Genomic DNA, 15,510 nt, shown 5'->3' with positions numbered 1-15,510 from the left:
GGCAGTGGTTCCTTACAATGGCGTCATTTGAAAGGAGTTTTTCAATGAAGACGGAAAACAAATTCCCCGTGCTGGAACTGATATCTACTGAAATGAAGGCCGTTGTTAATACGATTCAGCCAGATTTACCGCCCTGGCCCGCAACGGGAACGATTGCCGAGCAACGTCAACATTACACGCTTGAGCGGCGATTCTGGAATGCCGACGCTCCAGAAATGGAAACCAGAGCTTACGCGGTTCCGACAAAATATGGTCGGGTGGAGACGCTGTTATTTTGTCCGAACCCGAATAGCCCGGCGACGCTGTTTTATCTTCATGGCGGCGGGTTTATTCTCGGCAACCTCGATACCCACAATCGCATTATGCGGCTGCTGGCAAACTATACCCAATGTACGGTAATTGGTGTTGATTATACCCTTTCGCCAGAAGCACGTTTTCCGCAGGCGATAGAGGAAATTGTGGCCGCCTGTTGCCATTTCCACCAGCAGGCGGACGATTATCAAATCAATATGTCACGCATTGGCTTTGCCGGTGATTCTGCTGGCGCGATGCTGGCGCTCGCCAGCGCTTTGTGGCTGCGTGATAAGCAGATCGATTGCGGTAAGATTGCTGGTGTTTTACTGTGGTATGGACTTTATGGGTTGCAGGATTCCGTGACCCGTCGCCTGTTGGGCGGTGACTGGGATGGCTTAACGCAACAGGATTTGCAGATGTATGAAGAAGCGTATTTAAGCAACAAAGCAGACCGTGAGTCGCCGTATTACTGCCTGTTTAACAATGATCTCACACGTGATGTGCCGCCCTGCTATATCGCTGGCGCAGAGTTCGATCCGCTGCTGGATGACAGCCGTCTGCTTTACCAGACGTTAGCGGCGCACCAGCAACCTTGTGAGTTCAAGCTCTACTCCGGTACGCTGCACGCCTTTTTGCATTATTCACGGATGATGAAAACCGCCGACGAGGCTCTGCGCGACGGCGCTCGATTCTTTAGCGATAAGCTGCAACAAGATTAGCCATCATTTCGATATGTTCCGGTGTGGCATTAAGCGCCGGAATATATTCGTATTTTTTTCCGCCAGCACCGAGGAAGACCTCACGGTTTTGCTCAGCAATCTCTTCCAGTGTTTCCAGACAATCCGCAGCAAATCCGGGGCACATTATCTGAATATGGCTTACGCCTTTTTCTCCGAGCATTTTCAGCGTTTCGTCGGTATAAGGCATCAGCCAGGGTTCGCGTCCGAAACGTGACTGGAACGTCATCATCACTTTTTCCGGCGCCAGCCCCAGTGCAGAAGCGAGTTCACGAGTTGTTATGCGGCAACGTTGCGGGTAATCATCGCCTTCATCCGCATAACGCTGTGGAATTCCATGATAGGAGAGCAGCAGCAGATCCGGCTCGCCATGTTTAGCGAAAGAGGCGCGAACGCTATTCGCTAAGGCATTAATATAATCGGGGTTATCAGCATAATCGCGAATAAACGAAATCCCCGGAATGCTACGCTTGCGCGCCAGAATGCGTGCCAGTTCATCCCACACTGCGCCAACCGTTGAGCAGGAATATTGCGGGTAGAGCGGCAGCACCACAATATGATCAACATGTTCTGCCAGCAGTTCGTCAACGGCACTTTCCAGCGATGGCGAACCATAGCTCATGCCCAGCGCCACCGGCATTTCCGGTAAACGTTCTGCCAGCGCCTGTTGTTGCTGGCGACTGTAAACCATCAGCGGCGAACCACCTTCCATCCAGACAGAGGCATACAGTTTTGCTACGCGTGGCGAGCGCAGCGGTAAAATCACGCCACGCAGTAATGGCCACCACAACAGCCGTGAGGTATCAACCACGCGTCTGTCGCTTAAAAATTGCTTCAGGTAGCGTTTTACCGCTTCAGGAGTGGGGGCATCGGGCGTGCCCAGATTTACCAGCAGGATACCGGTTTTAGTTTGACGCATTACCGCCTCTTATCGATTCAACTTGTTGATAATTGTAGCGGAAAAGTGAAGAAGAAGAACTAATTGCTGTAAGAGGTATTGCCTGAGGAGAATGAGCAGACCTGCCCGAGAGCAGATCTGCTGCGACTTGATTAGCCGAGAATTTTTTCCAGAGCTGCGCGAACTTCAGCAACCGGTTTGGTGCCATCAACTTTCGCGTATTTGGTGTTGCCCGCTTCCGCTTCTTTAGAGTAGTAGCCGATCAGCGGCGCCGTCATCTGATGGTATTCGACCAGACGTTTACGTACAGTTTCTTCCTGATCGTCTTTACGGGTAGTCAGGTCTTCACCAGTAACGTCGTCTTTGCCTTCTACTTTCGGCGGATTGAATTTAACGTGATAAACACGGCCAGATGGCGCGTGAACGCGGCGACCAACAATACGATCAACAATCAGTTCGTCCGGTACGTCGAACTCCAGAACGTAATCAACATTGATGCCCGCTTCTTTCATCGCGTCAGCCTGCGGAATAGTACGCGGGAAGCCGTCAAGCAGGAAACCGTTACGGCAGTCTTCCTGAGCAATACGTTCTTTAACCAGCGCGATCACCAGTTCATCGGTAACCAGTTTGCCAGCGTCCATAATGTCTTTTGCTTGTTTACCCAGCTCGGAGCCAGATTTGACCGCAGCACGCAGCATATCACCTGTGGAGATTTGCGGAATACCATATTTCTCCATGATGAACTGAGCCTGAGTCCCTTTCCCCGCGCCCGGAGCGCCAAGCAGAATGATACGCATTGCGAAAATCCCCTTAAAATGTGTCGAATTTTTTGAAAAAGCGATAAACGATACCACCAACAGGCGATTGCCTCAAGGAAGGCTCCTGAGGCTGAAACGGTTAAAGGGGAGATAATTTGCGGAAAATGCAGATACTAAAAAGAAAAAATGCCGGATGACACGAAGGTCATCCGGCACCACATTTACCGATATACCGGATAGGATGTATCCGGCATTACATCAGGAAACCAGCAGCTGGTTCATACGGCGAATAAACAGGTTTGGATCTTCCAGCGTACCGCGTTCTGCCAACAGCGCCTGATCCAGCAGCAGTTCTACCCACTCGCTGAACTTCGCTTCATCTTCGGTATCTGCCGCGCGTTTCACCAGTACGTGATCCGGGTTCAGTTCGAAGATGTATTTCACTTCCGGCACTTTCTGGCCCGCTGCGGCAAACAGTTTCGCCATCTGAGTGCTCATTTCGTCCGCGTCGGTAGAGACAATCGCTGGCGTATCGGTCAGACGGTGGGTCAGACGGACATCTTTCACACGCTCGCCGAGCAGGGCTTTCACACGGTCGATGAACGGAGTCAGTGCTTTCTCCGCTTCTTTCGCGCTCTCATCAACTTCGTCAGCCAGTTTTTCCAGCGACTCGTCAACTTTAGACACAGACTGGAACGGTTTACCGTCGAACTCAGTCAGATAGTTCATCATCCACTCATCGATGCGGTCGGAAAGCAGCAGAACTTCGATGCCTTTCTTACGCAGCAGTTCCAGATGCGGGCTGCTCTTCGCTGCCGCATAGCTGTCTGCGGTGATGTAGTAGATTTTCTCCTGCCCTTCTTTCATGCGGGAAACGTAGTCTTCCAGAGACACGGTCTGTGCAGAAGAGTCGGTATGGGTAGAAGCAAAACGCAGCAGTTTAGCGATGGCTTCCTGGTTGGCGAAATCTTCCGCCGGACCTTCTTTCAGTACCAGGCCAAACTGTTGCCAGAAGGTCTGGTATTTTTCCGCGTCGTCTTTCGCCAGTTTTTCCAGCATTTGCAGTACACGCTTGGTCAGCGCATTGCGCAGGTTACGCGTTACCGTGCTGTCCTGGAGGATTTCACGGGAAACGTTCAGCGGCAGATCGCTGGAGTCAATCAGGCCACGTACAAAACGCAGATAGTTCGGCATAAACTGTTCTGCGTCGTCCATGATGAACACACGCTGGACGTACAGTTTCAGGCCGTGTTTATGATCGCGGTTCCACATATCCCACGGCGCCTGCGACGGGATGTACAGCAGGCTGGTGTACTCCTGCTTACCTTCAACGCGATTGTGGCTCCAGGTCAGCGGATCGTTAAAGTCGTGGGCGATGTGTTTGTAAAACTCTTTGTACTCTTCGTCGGTGATTTCCGACTTGTTACGGGTCCACAGCGCCTGCGCTTTGTTGATTTTCTCCCAGGAGATAACGGTTTCGCCGTCTTTCTCTTCGCGTTTTTCGATCTCTACCGGCAGCGCGATATGGTCGGAGTATTTGCTGATGATAGAGCGCACGCGCCAGTCGTCGAGGAACTCGTCTTCGCCTTCACGCAGATGCAGGGTGATTTCAGTACCGCGATCGTCTTTGGTGATGTCGGCAACGGTGTATTCACCTTCACCCGCCGATTCCCAGAACACGCCGTTTTCTGGTTTTTCGCCTGCCGCACGGGTACGCACGGTTACCTTGTCGGCCACGATAAACGCGGAGTAGAAACCAACACCAAACTGACCGATCAGCTGGCTGTCTTTCGCCTGGTCAGAACCCAGGGATTCGAGGAATGATTTGGTGCCAGATTTCGCGATAGTCCCTAAATGGTCGATCACTTCGTCGCGGGTCATCCCCACGCCGTTATCGGAGATGGTCAGGGTGCGCTTGTCTTTATCGAAAGAGACGCGAACGCGCAGTTCGCCATCACCTTCGTACAGATCCGGGTTAGAGAGCGCGCGGAAACGTAACTTGTCCGCCGCATCGGAGGCGTTAGAGATAAGCTCACGCAGGAAAATTTCTTTATTGGAATAGAGAGAATGGATCATCAGGTGCAGAAGCTGTTTCACTTCTGACTGAAAACCACGAGTTTCTTGTCCTTTCATGTAGGTCTACCTCAACAATGCCATTTTTAAGGTTAAAAACAGGATGAGGGAGAGATGGGGACAAGGGCGAATAATTTCAAGCGAGAGCAGGTGATCCCGCTCTCGTTTGCTTAAAAACGAATCTTATGACGCCCGGCAAGGGAGTGCGACAGCGTAGTGCCATCGACCATTTCCAGTTCGCCGCCAACCGGTACGCCATGAGCGATTCGGCTGGCTTCAACGCCATATTGCGCACAAAGCTCGGCGATGTAGTTAGCGGTGGCTTCACCTTCGACCGTCGGGTTGGTCGCGAGGATCACTTCGGTGATCTTTTCCTCTGCCAGACGCTGTTCCAGGCGATCGAGGCCAATATCATCTGGACCGATGCCGTCCAGCGGCGACAGGTGTCCCATCAACACAAAATAACGGCCTGAAAACTGTCCAGTCTGCTCAATGGCGTAGATGTCCGCCGGACTCTCCACCACGCAGATTTGACCGTTTTCCTGACGACGCGGATTCGAACAGATGTTACAAACTTCCTGTTCAGTGAAGGTACGGCAATCGGCGCAGTGACCGATTTCCGACATCGCCCGGGTGAGCGCCTGCGCCAGGCGCATCCCGCCGCTACGATCGCGCTGAAGCAGCGTGAACGCCATACGCTGCGCCGACTTCGGGCCAACGCCCGGCAGACAGCGCAGAGCTTCCATAAGCTGTGTCAACAGCGGGCTGGTTTGCATCAGAACGGCATCTTAAAGCCTGGCGGCAACTGCATTCCAGAAGAAACAGACGCCATTTTTTCTTTCTGAGTTTCTTCGATGCGGCGTGCTGCATCGTTGAATGCGGCAGCAACCAGATCTTCCAGCATCTCTTTGTCGTCTTCCAGAAGGCTCGGGTCGATCTCTACGCGACGGCAGTTGTGAGCACCATTGATGGTCACTTTTACCAGACCTGCGCCAGATTCGCCGGTGACTTCCAGCTGCGCGATCTCTTCCTGCATTTTCTGCATTTTTTCTTGCATCTGCTGGGCTTGCTTCATCAGGTTGCCCAGACCGCCTTTACCAAACATAGGTTTCTCTCTCAATCACGTTAAGGATGACGATCGTAAGCCTGGCTTACGATCAAATGGGGCGGATACTTTCTTCATCCAGTTCCGCATCGAAGAATCGACGCAGAGTCTGGATATTATTATCCGCAATAATGGACTCGCGCGCCTGCGCAAGTTTTTCTTCGTATATCGCCTGACGCCATTCCAGCGGCGTGCGCACTGCGGGATTATCATCTTCAACGATAGTCAGTTCAACCGTTGCCCCCTTTAACGCGCTCAACGCCTCAGCCAGTTTTTGCTGTGCGCCGCTGTTATTCAAATGCCGCTGGGAGGAACGTAAATGCAGGCACACCGCGTTGCCGTTCTCCTCTTTCCAGGCATTTAACGCCACCTGTTCGACCAGTTTTGGCAACGCAAGCTGACTCACCTGGGCTGCCCACGGGTCGCGCTCAATGGCTTCAGTCGCCAGCTTAGCCGCCAGTTCCGGCGTTTTTTCATGCTCCAGCGCTTTCTTCAGCGCCTTCGGCGTGGCGACCACTTCTTTCTGCTGCATCACTGGAGTAGTCGCTTTCCAGCGATACGCTTCTTTTTTGGCTGGCGCTTTTTCCAGCGCCGATGGCACTGGGCGCGCCTGAACGCGATCGGTGACCGAAGCCAGTCTTTCCAGCGCAGCGTTATTCACCGGCCGCGCGCGGGTAGCGGCTGCCGGTTCACTCTTTTTTGCTTTGGTTGCTCCCTGAGCGCGCTGCAATTGCTGGCGCGCCGCCAGCACCTGGCTGGTGGTTTCTGAGAGCGGTACCGTCGGCGCCTGCTGAGGCATAGATTGCGGTTGCGGCGGCATTTGCGTAGGTGTCATTACCGCCGTTGGCGCGACGGACTGACGCGGCGTTTCCGGTTCAGGCAACGACATCCGTGGATGAAACGCCAGCGCGCGCAGCAGCGTCATTTCAACCCCCATGCGTCTGTCCGGCGCATACGGCAGTTCTTTGCGACCAATCAGTAGCGTCTGATAATAAAGCTGAATATCCGTCGGCGGTACGGTACGCGCCAGTTCACGCATTCGCAGTTCAATAGCCGCCATATCGTTGCCGAGCGCGGCAGGTGAAAGCTGCACCATCGCAATGCGGTGCAACAGACCGAGCATTTCCACCAGCAAAGCTTCCCACTCAATACCACGGGCAGCAGCTTCATTAATTAGCGCCATTACGCGCTCGCCGTTGGCCTCGACCATCGCTTCAACCAGCGATAACGCCTGATCGTCATCAAGCGTACCCAGCATCGCACTGACCGCCTGGGTTGAAACCTGTCCGTCGCCGCTGGCAATCGCTTGATCGGTCAGACTTAACGCGTCTCGCAAACTGCCTTCGGCGGCACGTGCCAGCAGTTGCAGTGCACGCGGCTCATGAGCAATATGCTCTTCGTTGAGGATGTGCTCAAGCTGATGACGAATTTGCTCGACATCCAGCGCCTTGAGATGAAATTGCAGACAGCGCGACAAAATCGTCACCGGTAATTTCTGCGGATCGGTCGTCGCCAGCAGGAACTTGACGTGCTCTGGTGGCTCTTCAAGGGTTTTTAGCAGTGCGTTAAAGCTGTGGCGCGACAGCATATGCACTTCGTCGATCAGATAAACTTTAAAACGACCACGTGCTGGTGCGTACTGAACGTTGTCCAGCAGGTCGCGGGTATCTTCGACTTTGGTACGCGAGGCAGCGTCGATCTCTATCAGATCGACAAAGCGCCCCTGCTCGATTTCACGGCAGTTATCGCACACACCGCACGGCGTTGCGGTAATGCCGGTTTCGCAATTTAGCCCCTTCGCCAGCAGTCGGGCGATAGAGGTTTTCCCGACGCCGCGAGTGCCGGAAAAAAGATAAGCATGATGAATACGCCCTAACGACAAGCCGTTCGCCAGTGCGGTCAGCACATGTTCCTGGCCGACGACGTCAGCAAAGGTTTGTGGGCGCCATTTTCGGGCTAAGACCTGATAACTCATTGGCAGGCTCTGAAACGCTGGAAGGTGGATTCACGAAGGGGTAATGCTAACACAGCCCCGCCAGAACGGCGAGGCTGAATGCACATCTTGTGCTGTCCGTAGCGTGGACAGCACAAGACTGGCGATAATTAATGGCCCGGGAACGGGACAAGGCTGTAGCAGGTAATGCCCTGTTTTTCGAGACGCTGTTCGCCGCCGAGATCGAACAGGTTGATAATAAACGCAGCATCAGCCACTTCACCACCCAGGCGACGAATCAGTTTAACCGTCGCTTCGATGGTGCCGCCAGTTGCCAGCAGATCGTCTACTACCAACACTTTGTCGCCTGGTTTGATGGCATCAACGTGGATCTCCAGTTGATCGGTGCCGTATTCCAGATCGTAAGTTTCGTTGATGGTTTCACGCGGCAATTTGCCCGGTTTACGTACCGGCACAAAACCAACGTTCAGCCCCAGCGCTACCGGGGCGCCAAACAAGAAGCCACGCGCTTCAGTGCCGACAACTTTGGTAATGCCCGCATTTTTGTAACGCTCAACCAGCAAGTCGATGCTGAGAGCGTAAGCTTTCGGGTCTTCCAGTAAGCTGGTGACATCGCGGAAAAGAATGCCGGGTTTTGGGTAGTCCTGAATGCTTTTGATGCTATTTTTGAGATACTCAAGCTGCTGTGCAGTCGCGGTCATAAGTGTAGCCTGCTTGTTACGGTGGTACTCACGGCGCGTTTTAAACGTATCAAAAGTAACAGTTGTTTAACCTTTGACCGCCTGCGCCTGTGCTCGAAAACGCCAGAATGTACTGGCTGTACGCAATAATTGCAACTGCGATTGTTGAGCTTCAGTGCTTTTCTTGCTTTTCATCAATCACCGGAATTCGCCACATATAGAAAAGCAAGCAAGTAAGAATAACCAGCAACATGATGCGCACCCACGGCATCTTTACGAACCACAGAGAAATCGCAAAAGTGATCAAAATAATGAAAATCGCCCGCGGTTTCGCACCACGTGGCATGGCATGATGTTTCTGCCAGAAGCGTAAATAACTGCCAAACCATGAGCGGTACAGCAACCATGCATGAAAGCGCGGAGAAGAACGGGCAAAGCACCAGGCTGCCAGCAGGATAAACGGCGTCGTCGGCAAAACCGGCAATATCACGCCCAGCGTACCCAGCACTACCGCCAGCCAGCCAATGATGATTAAAATGATTCGTTGCATAGTATATGTAGTCAGCTTACAGAGAGGCTACTTTAGCATAACAATTATCATTTTCATTGAGGTCTTGCCGTGAAAACTGCCCTGCTACTGGAAAAACTGGCCGTTCAGCTGGCCACGCTACGCCAGCGTTGTGCCCCGGTGGCGCAGTTCAGCACGCTAAGCGCCCGTTTTGATCGCCATCTTTTTCAAACTCGCACGACAACGTTACAGGCGTGTCTGGATGAAGCGGGGGATCATTTGTCCGCGCTTCGTCATGCGGTTGAGCAACAGCAACTACCGCAAGTGGCCTGGCTGGCAGAACATCTGGCGGCGCAACTGGAGGCTATAGCGCGTGAAGCCGCAGCCTGGTCGCTACGCGAGTGGGATAGCGCACCACCAAAAATTGCCCGTTGGCAACGAAAACGTATTCAGCACCAGGAATTTGAGCGGCGTTTATATGAGATGGTGATGGAGCGAAAAAACCGTCTGGCGCAGACGACTGATTTAGTCGAGCAACAGACACTGTATCGTGAAGTAGAAGCTTATGAAGCGCGCCTGGTGCGGTGTCGCCATGCGCTGGAAAAAATCGAGAATAAGCTGGCTCGCTTAACTCGTTAATAATGGAGAATATATGTCACTGGAAAATGCGCCGGACGATGTCAAACTGGCCGTCGATTTGATTGTGCTACTGGAAGAAAATCAGATCCCTGCCCGCACCGTGCTGCGCGCGCTGGATATTGTGAAGCGCGATTATGAAAAGAAATTAACGCGCGATGATGAGGCGCAAAGCGAAAAATAAATGGGGCCGCTAAATGTCCCCTAAGATTGCAAGCAAACGCAAAACTGCCTGATGCGCTACGCTTATCAGGCCTACACCGCTCCTGCAATATATTGAATTCTTACGGTTTCGTAGGCCGGATAAGGCGGTCACGCCGCATCCGGCATGAACAATGCGTACTTTGTTAGCAATCTCGGGACAACTAAATGCCGCCCCTTTCGTTCTTACCCTACCGCAGGCGTCGGATCGTCACCTTTGTAGTCGCGTTTCACTTCCGTCACTTCATCGCCCTTCTCGTTGTGCAAATGCACTTCAAGTTGGTTAAAGGCAATGTTGATGTCGTTTTCACGGCACAATTGATCAATGGTACGGTTCAGCTCATCGACGGTGCGGCTACGATCGCGTAGTTCACGAACGTACAGACGCAACTCGTGGTCCAGCGTGCTGGCGCCAAACGCCGTGAAGAAAACTTCTGGCATCGGCTCGTGCATCACTTTTGGATGCTCAGTCGCCGCTTTCAGCAACACCTTCCGTACTTTTTCCAGATCGGAGCCATAGGCCACGCCCAGGCGGATCACCAGACGCGTGGTGGTGTCAGTCAACGACCAGTTGATCAGACGCTCGGTGACAAACGCTTTATTCGGAATGATCACTTCTTTGCGATCGAAATCGGTAATCGTCGTCGCACGAATACGGATCTTGCTGACCGTCCCGGAGAAGCTACCAATGGTTACCGTATCGCCAATACGAACCGGACGTTCGAACAGAATGATCAAACCGGAGACGAAGTTACCGAAAATCTCTTGTAAACCAAAACCAAGACCTACGGATAATGCCGCCGCCAGCCACTGGAGTTTATCCCACGAGACGCCAAGCGCCCCAAATACCGTCATCGCACCAATGGCAATAATGATGTAGTTAAGGATAGTGGTAATGGCATACGACGCGCCCTGGCGCATGTTCAGCCGTGAAAGTACCAGTACTTCCAGCAAACCGGGTAAGTTGCGAATCAGCGCCCAGGCAACCATCGATGCGATAATCGCAAACAACAGGCTGCCCATGGTCACGTTTTTCACCACCGCCGCACCAGCTTCGGTGCCGTTGTAATGCCACAGTGTGATGCTGTCGAGATAGGTGAACACGGTGATCAAATCGGACCAAATCGCCCAGAACATCAAGCCAAACAGCGCAAACATCAGCAGCATGGTAATACGCAGCGTCTGCTGGTTGACCTGTTCCAGCGCGATAGTCGGTTCTTCCGGCGGTTCAGCGCCTTCCGCCCCTTCTTTCACCAGATTCTGCCGACGCGCCAGCGCACGACGCCAGGCGATACGCCGCGCCGCCACGCTTAAACCACGCAGCACCGTCTGGTAAAGCAAGTTCCAGATGATCACCAGATAAACGGTTTCAATCCAGCGCCCAGCCAGACGCAACGTGGTATAGAAATACCCTGTAGCAGTCAACGCCATTAGTGCAATCGGGATAATCGACAGCACGGTAATAGTCACCAGTCGCATGGTGTGCGACTCTTTATCGCGCCAGCTTTCGCGGCACATCGGCCACACAAGAAAAGCAATCAACAACAGGTTGAAGAAAATCATTACCTGCCCCAGCACGTCATCCATCAGATGCAGCGGGGAAAGTTCTGCCACCACAGACCAGAAATGGATAGGCAGCAACGCGAGGCTGATGCGAACAATCTGTCGACGCCAGTGACTGGTTTGTTGCTCGGGCATACCAAAGTGACGTACGGCAACGCCATTTTTTTCCAGCACTTTCCAGCACAGGCCAAATACCAGCCAGAAAATCGCCAGTTTTTTGCTGAACGACCATAGCAATTCGCTAATGTTGAGCTGCATGGTCAGCAGGATCAGTCCGACGGCAAGAATAATCAGGCACACTGGCAGCGCGCGGATCAGGTCGATAAGAATGGCTTTCGGCGTATTAAGCTGGCTATCGTTACGCAGAGAACCTACTGCCGAAGCCAGTTTTTGTTGGTATGCCTTCAACCATCCCAGACGCCAGTGAATTAGCCCGGCAATCAACAACAGCGGCAAACCAGCAAGGAAAGCGATAAATACGGCAGGCCAGGCTTTTTCCCAGTTCACCGTGATTTTCATCGACTTAAATTCATCTTGCAGCGATTGTGGGAACGCTTTAATCCAGTCCCAGTCCATCGGACGGTTACTGTTCACCCAGAAGATTTGCTGAGTCAGGATGGATTTCAGGTTTTTCGACACGCTCATTAACTGCTGCTGGTTGATTTGCAGGTTAATGGCCATCATCAGTTGATTACCCAACTGTTTGTTTAGCTGATCCAGAAGTTCGCGACGCATATCAACGACTTGTAACAAAGCATCGTGAACTTCGTCATTAACTTCGTTAGCATGACCTTCTTCCAGTTTGCTGACAAACGCATCGCTCTGGAACAACGCATCACGCTGCTGATTGACCTCAAACTGTTCGAGACGCAAATCCGCGATGCGGTTGGTCATGTTTTCCAGTTCATCCGCCGATGGCAGTGTTTGTTGTTGCTGATAAAGAATACGCGACAACAACAGACTGCCCTTCAGGACAGAAATCTGCTCTTTGATATTGCGTTCCGATTGCAGCGCCCGCTCCAGCCAGTTTTTAACTTTGATATTTTGCTGCATTAACTGATTACCGTTTTCGGTAGCGGTAATCAGACGCTGGCTTAACTGCTGGTTAATTTCCAGTTCCTGCTTCACCAACGGATTAGCCTGAATACGCGCGGTTTCATCTGGAGTGACCGCTTCCTGGGCCGTTTTTTCGGTTAAGGTCAGGCGCTTGCTATTTACCGCTTCTTGCAACAATTGCAACTGGTGCTCCAGGCGCGCGCTGTTCGCCGTCACGTAATCACGTTGCTTTTGCAGGGTATCCTGCAAGACGGTGTTCCCTTCCAGACTTTTACGCTGCTGGTCAATTTCGGCACTCAACAGCGCCTGTTGCGCCTGCAGCAACACTTTTTGGCTGGGGCGTAACGCAGCTTCACCAACGTCGGTGCCATCCAGCCGACTGCGAATTTGTTGCAGTTGCTGCGAAGCGGTATACATCGCGTTTTGCACACGTTCCGGCTGCGTCTGTAACGACACCAGTTGGCTGTTATAGGAAGCCAGATCGTTTTGTGCATTTTGCAAGTCATCCAGCGCCTGGGAGACACGAGATTCCAGTTGACGCAGAGAGAGCGTGCTAAGTGTTTTACGCGTTTCTTCGTCGTTATCTACATCGCTCAGCGCAGTTAACGCCGCCGTCGCCTGGCGCATTTTCTCGGGCGCATCAGCAACTTTTTGTCGTAATTGAACCGTTTCTTCTTTTACGCGATCAATTTTGTCGAGGGTGGCTAAGGTGTCCGTAAGATCCTGCTGCACCAGTTTGTCCTGGGCAGAAAGATCTTTTTGTTTATTGAGTGTATCAAGCTGTGCCTGCAGGTCAGCTTTCATCGGGAGATCACCATTCGATGACGCCCGCGCCAACGCCGTGTTCTGGCATAACAAGACAAAAACAAAAGCAATAAATGCTGAAAAAACAAAATGCCGTGATCGTTTGTAATACTGGAACATAGTCATGATGAATGAAGGTTTCTAAACCTGAAGGGCGACCTGAAATAGTCAAACCGATAGAATATCACGACGGGGAGAACCAGAATAGCAACGGTGAAAATGTCCAGGAAAAATCCTGGAGCCAGATTCAGGATTTCACATTAGCCACAGGTGCGCGAAGCGTGGGGCAAAGTTGATACATCTCCAATAAAATGGTGACGTAATCGCGGGCTTCTTTATTGAGATCAAAAGATTGCGGAGCAAACAGCCAGTTTTCTATCAGGCCCGAAATATAGCCTCGCATAATAATCGCCGCGCGGCGTGTCATTAAATCCGCTGGCAACATTTTTGCTTCAATACAATGTTTTAACGTTTGCTCTATACGGTCATAACTTTCAAGGCAAAGATTACGCTGCGCCTGTTGAACAACAGACATTTCTCCGACAAATTCGCATTTGTGGAATATAATCTCCATCAATAATCGACGCTGTTCTTCCGTCACCGTGGCTTCAAGAACATGAATTAATATTTCTCTTAATACAGAGAGTGGATCGTCAGGGAATTTTGCCTGATACTCAAGCTCTAGTTCACCAATATTGAACTCAGAAAGCTTCCAGATCTCACTAAACAAATCCGACTTATCTTTAAAATGCCAGTAGATTGCACCGCGCGTAACGCCAGCAGCTTTTGCAATCTCTCCCAGCGAGGTGGATGATACTCCTTGCTGTGAGAAAAGACGTAGAGCCACATCGAGGATGTGTTGGCGCGTTTCTTGCGCTTCTTGTTTGGTTTTTCGTGCCATATGTTAGTGAATTTACAGGCGTTAGATTTACATACATTTATGAATGTATGTACCATAGCACGATGATAATATAAACGCAGCAATGGGTTTATCAACTTTTGACCATTGACCAATTTGAAATCGGACACTCGAGGTTTACATATGAACAAAAACAGAGGGTTTACGCCTCTGGCGGTCGTTCTGATGCTCTCAGGCAGCTTAGCCCTAACAGGATGTGACGACAAACCGGCCCAACAAGGTGGCCAGCAGATGCCCGCCGTTGGTGTAGTGACAGTCAAAACTGAACCTCTGCAGATCACGACTGAGCTTCCGGGTCGCACCAGCGCCTACCGGATCGCAGAAGTTCGTCCTCAAGTTAGTGGGATAATCCTGAAGCGTAATTTCAAAGAGGGTAGCGATATCGACGCCGGTGTCTCTCTCTATCAGATTGATCCTGCGACCTATCAGGCAGCATACGACAGTGCGAAAGGCGATCTGGCGAAAGCACAGGCTGCCGCCAATATCGCGCAACTGACAGTGAATCGTTATCAGAAACTGCTCGGCACTCAGTACATCAGTAAGCAAGAGTACGATCAGGCACTGGCTAACGCGCAACAAGCGAACGCTGCAGTTACTGCGGCAAAAGCAGCTGTTGAAACCGCGCGAATTAACCTGGCTTACACCAAAGTGACTTCTCCAATCAGCGGCCGTATTGGTAAATCGGCCGTGACGGAAGGCGCACTGGTGCAAAATGGTCAGGCAACAGCGCTGGCAACCGTGCAACAGCTTGATCCGATCTACGTTGATGTGACCCAGTCCAGCAACGACTTCTTGCGTCTGAAACAAGAACTCGCTAACGGCACGCTGAAGCAAGAGAACGGCAAAGCCAAAGTATCGCTGATCACCAGCGACGGCATTAAGTTCCCGCAGGACGGTACGCTGGAGTTCTCTGACGTTACCGTTGATCAAACCACCGGATCTATCACGTTACGCGCTATCTTCCCGAACCCGGATCACACGCTGCTGCCGGGTATGTTCGTGCGCGCACGTCTGGAAGAAGGGCTGAATCCAAACGCCATTTTAGTACCGCAACAGGGTGTAACTCGTACACCACGCGGCGAAGCCACCGTACTGGTAGTAGGCGCGGATGACAAAGTGGAAACTCGCCCGATCGTCGCAAGCCAGGCTATTGGCGATAAGTGGTTGGTAACGGAAGGTCTGAAAGCAGGCGAGCGCGTAGTAATCAGTGGGCTGCAGAAAGTGCGTCCTGGTGTTCAGGTAAAAGCGCAAGAGATAACCGCTGATAACAACCAGCAAGCCACAAGCGGTGCTCAGTCTGAACAGTCTAAGTCTTAACTTAAAC

The 15,510-nt window shown here is 51.9% G+C and carries 14 protein-coding genes and 1 other annotated feature; of the genes, 4 read left to right on the top strand and 10 right to left on the bottom strand.

Features of this window, described 5'->3' with window-relative positions; genetic code table 11:
- Positions 1 to 44 precede the first annotated feature (44 nt).
- Positions 45 to 1,013 (top strand): acetyl esterase, encoded by a 969-nt coding sequence (gene aes / locus PS053_RS20305; RefSeq protein ID WP_256879045.1) that lies wholly within the window; start codon positions 45 to 47, stop codon positions 1,011 to 1,013.
- Here the strand turns inward: aes and hemH are convergent.
- The 8 genes from hemH to PS053_RS20265 form a co-directional block, all read right to left on the bottom strand.
- Entirely contained in the window at positions 988 to 1,950 is a 963-nt protein-coding gene (gene hemH / locus PS053_RS20300) for a ferrochelatase (RefSeq protein WP_059218727.1), read from the bottom strand. The genes aes and hemH overlap by 26 nt on opposite strands.
- A 131-nt stretch (positions 1,951 to 2,081) precedes the next feature.
- The gene (adk, locus tag PS053_RS20295) at positions 2,082 to 2,726 is read right to left on the bottom strand and encodes an adenylate kinase (RefSeq protein ID WP_002430246.1); all 645 of its coding nucleotides are present in this window, start codon (positions 2,724 to 2,726) and stop codon (positions 2,082 to 2,084) included.
- Between the two features lie 219 nt (positions 2,727 to 2,945).
- A complete protein-coding gene (gene htpG, locus PS053_RS20290) occupies positions 2,946 to 4,820 on the bottom strand; it encodes a molecular chaperone HtpG (RefSeq protein ID WP_059220412.1) in 1,875 nt (624 codons plus the stop codon).
- 110 nt (positions 4,821 to 4,930) lie between these two features.
- On the bottom strand, positions 4,931 to 5,536 hold the full coding sequence (recR, locus tag PS053_RS20285; RefSeq protein ID WP_001195026.1) for a recombination mediator RecR: 606 nt from the start codon (positions 5,534 to 5,536) through the stop codon (positions 4,931 to 4,933).
- Positions 5,536 to 5,865, bottom strand: coding sequence for a YbaB/EbfC family nucleoid-associated protein (locus tag PS053_RS20280; RefSeq protein ID WP_000467098.1), 330 nt, complete (start codon positions 5,863 to 5,865; stop codon positions 5,536 to 5,538). The genes recR and PS053_RS20280 overlap by 1 nt, the downstream gene beginning before the upstream one ends.
- A 52-nt stretch (positions 5,866 to 5,917) precedes the next feature.
- Positions 5,918 to 7,840: a DNA polymerase III subunit gamma/tau gene (gene dnaX, locus PS053_RS20275; RefSeq protein ID WP_256879046.1), complete on the bottom strand. Its 1,923-nt coding sequence runs from the start codon at positions 7,838 to 7,840 to the stop codon at positions 5,918 to 5,920.
- Positions 6,521 to 6,585 (bottom strand) — a sequence feature (DnaX frameshifting element). (Overlaps the previous gene by 65 nt.)
- Positions 7,841 to 7,968: 128 nt before the next feature.
- Positions 7,969 to 8,520 (bottom strand): adenine phosphoribosyltransferase, encoded by a 552-nt coding sequence (gene apt, locus PS053_RS20270; protein WP_000127357.1) that lies wholly within the window; start codon positions 8,518 to 8,520, stop codon positions 7,969 to 7,971.
- Positions 8,521 to 8,671: 151 nt separating this feature from the next.
- Positions 8,672 to 9,049, bottom strand: coding sequence for a DUF454 family protein (locus PS053_RS20265; protein WP_001188895.1), 378 nt, complete (start codon positions 9,047 to 9,049; stop codon positions 8,672 to 8,674).
- Between the two features lie 69 nt (positions 9,050 to 9,118).
- On the opposite strand from PS053_RS20265, the gene priC reads away from it, so the two are divergent.
- Entirely contained in the window at positions 9,119 to 9,646 is a 528-nt protein-coding gene (priC, locus tag PS053_RS20260) for a primosomal replication protein N'' (protein ID WP_256879047.1), read from the top strand.
- A gap of 13 nt (positions 9,647 to 9,659) precedes the next feature.
- A complete protein-coding gene (gene rsmS, locus PS053_RS20255) occupies positions 9,660 to 9,827 on the top strand; it encodes a pleiotropic regulatory protein RsmS (protein ID WP_000051147.1) in 168 nt (55 codons plus the stop codon).
- Between the two features lie 203 nt (positions 9,828 to 10,030).
- Here the strand turns inward: rsmS and mscK are convergent, their stop codons facing one another.
- Positions 10,031 to 13,393, bottom strand: a complete 3,363-nt coding sequence (mscK, locus tag PS053_RS20250; protein ID WP_256879048.1) for a mechanosensitive channel MscK — start codon at positions 13,391 to 13,393, stop codon at positions 10,031 to 10,033.
- Positions 13,394 to 13,514: 121 nt separating this feature from the next.
- Entirely contained in the window at positions 13,515 to 14,168 is a 654-nt protein-coding gene (gene acrR, locus PS053_RS20245; protein WP_000101747.1) for a multidrug efflux transporter transcriptional repressor AcrR, read from the bottom strand.
- A 141-nt stretch (positions 14,169 to 14,309) separates the two neighbouring features.
- On the opposite strand from acrR, the gene acrA reads away from it, so the two are divergent.
- Positions 14,310 to 15,503 (top strand): multidrug efflux RND transporter periplasmic adaptor subunit AcrA, encoded by a 1,194-nt coding sequence (acrA, locus tag PS053_RS20240; RefSeq protein WP_010334435.1) that lies wholly within the window; start codon positions 14,310 to 14,312, stop codon positions 15,501 to 15,503.
- The last annotated feature ends 7 nt before the right edge of the window (positions 15,504 to 15,510 follow it).

The organism is Escherichia albertii (assembly GCF_028622335.1).
Classification (GTDB): domain Bacteria; phylum Pseudomonadota; class Gammaproteobacteria; order Enterobacterales; family Enterobacteriaceae; genus Escherichia; species Escherichia albertii.
Note: the sequence above shows the minus strand (reverse complement) of the source record. Positions and strands in the feature narration are given on the sequence as shown.

Coding starts and splice junctions, on each gene's coding strand:
- aes (WP_256879045.1), top strand. CDS start 45: ATGAAGACGGAAAACAAATTCCCCGTGCTGGAACTGATATCTACTGAA.
- hemH (WP_059218727.1), bottom strand. CDS start 1,950: ATGCGTCAAACTAAAACCGGTATCCTGCTGGTAAATCTGGGCACGCCC.
- adk (WP_002430246.1), bottom strand. CDS start 2,726: ATGCGTATCATTCTGCTTGGCGCTCCGGGCGCGGGGAAAGGGACTCAG.
- htpG (WP_059220412.1), bottom strand. CDS start 4,820: ATGAAAGGACAAGAAACTCGTGGTTTTCAGTCAGAAGTGAAACAGCTT.
- recR (WP_001195026.1), bottom strand. CDS start 5,536: ATGCAAACCAGCCCGCTGTTGACACAGCTTATGGAAGCTCTGCGCTGT.
- PS053_RS20280 (WP_000467098.1), bottom strand. CDS start 5,865: ATGTTTGGTAAAGGCGGTCTGGGCAACCTGATGAAGCAAGCCCAGCAG.
- dnaX (WP_256879046.1), bottom strand. CDS start 7,840: ATGAGTTATCAGGTCTTAGCCCGAAAATGGCGCCCACAAACCTTTGCT.
- apt (WP_000127357.1), bottom strand. CDS start 8,520: ATGACCGCGACTGCACAGCAGCTTGAGTATCTCAAAAATAGCATCAAA.
- PS053_RS20265 (WP_001188895.1), bottom strand. CDS start 9,049: ATGCAACGAATCATTTTAATCATCATTGGCTGGCTGGCGGTAGTGCTG.
- rsmS (WP_000051147.1), top strand. CDS start 9,660: ATGTCACTGGAAAATGCGCCGGACGATGTCAAACTGGCCGTCGATTTG.
- mscK (WP_256879048.1), bottom strand. CDS start 13,393: ATGACTATGTTCCAGTATTACAAACGATCACGGCATTTTGTTTTTTCA.
- acrR (WP_000101747.1), bottom strand. CDS start 14,168: ATGGCACGAAAAACCAAACAAGAAGCGCAAGAAACGCGCCAACACATC.
- acrA (WP_010334435.1), top strand. CDS start 14,310: ATGAACAAAAACAGAGGGTTTACGCCTCTGGCGGTCGTTCTGATGCTC.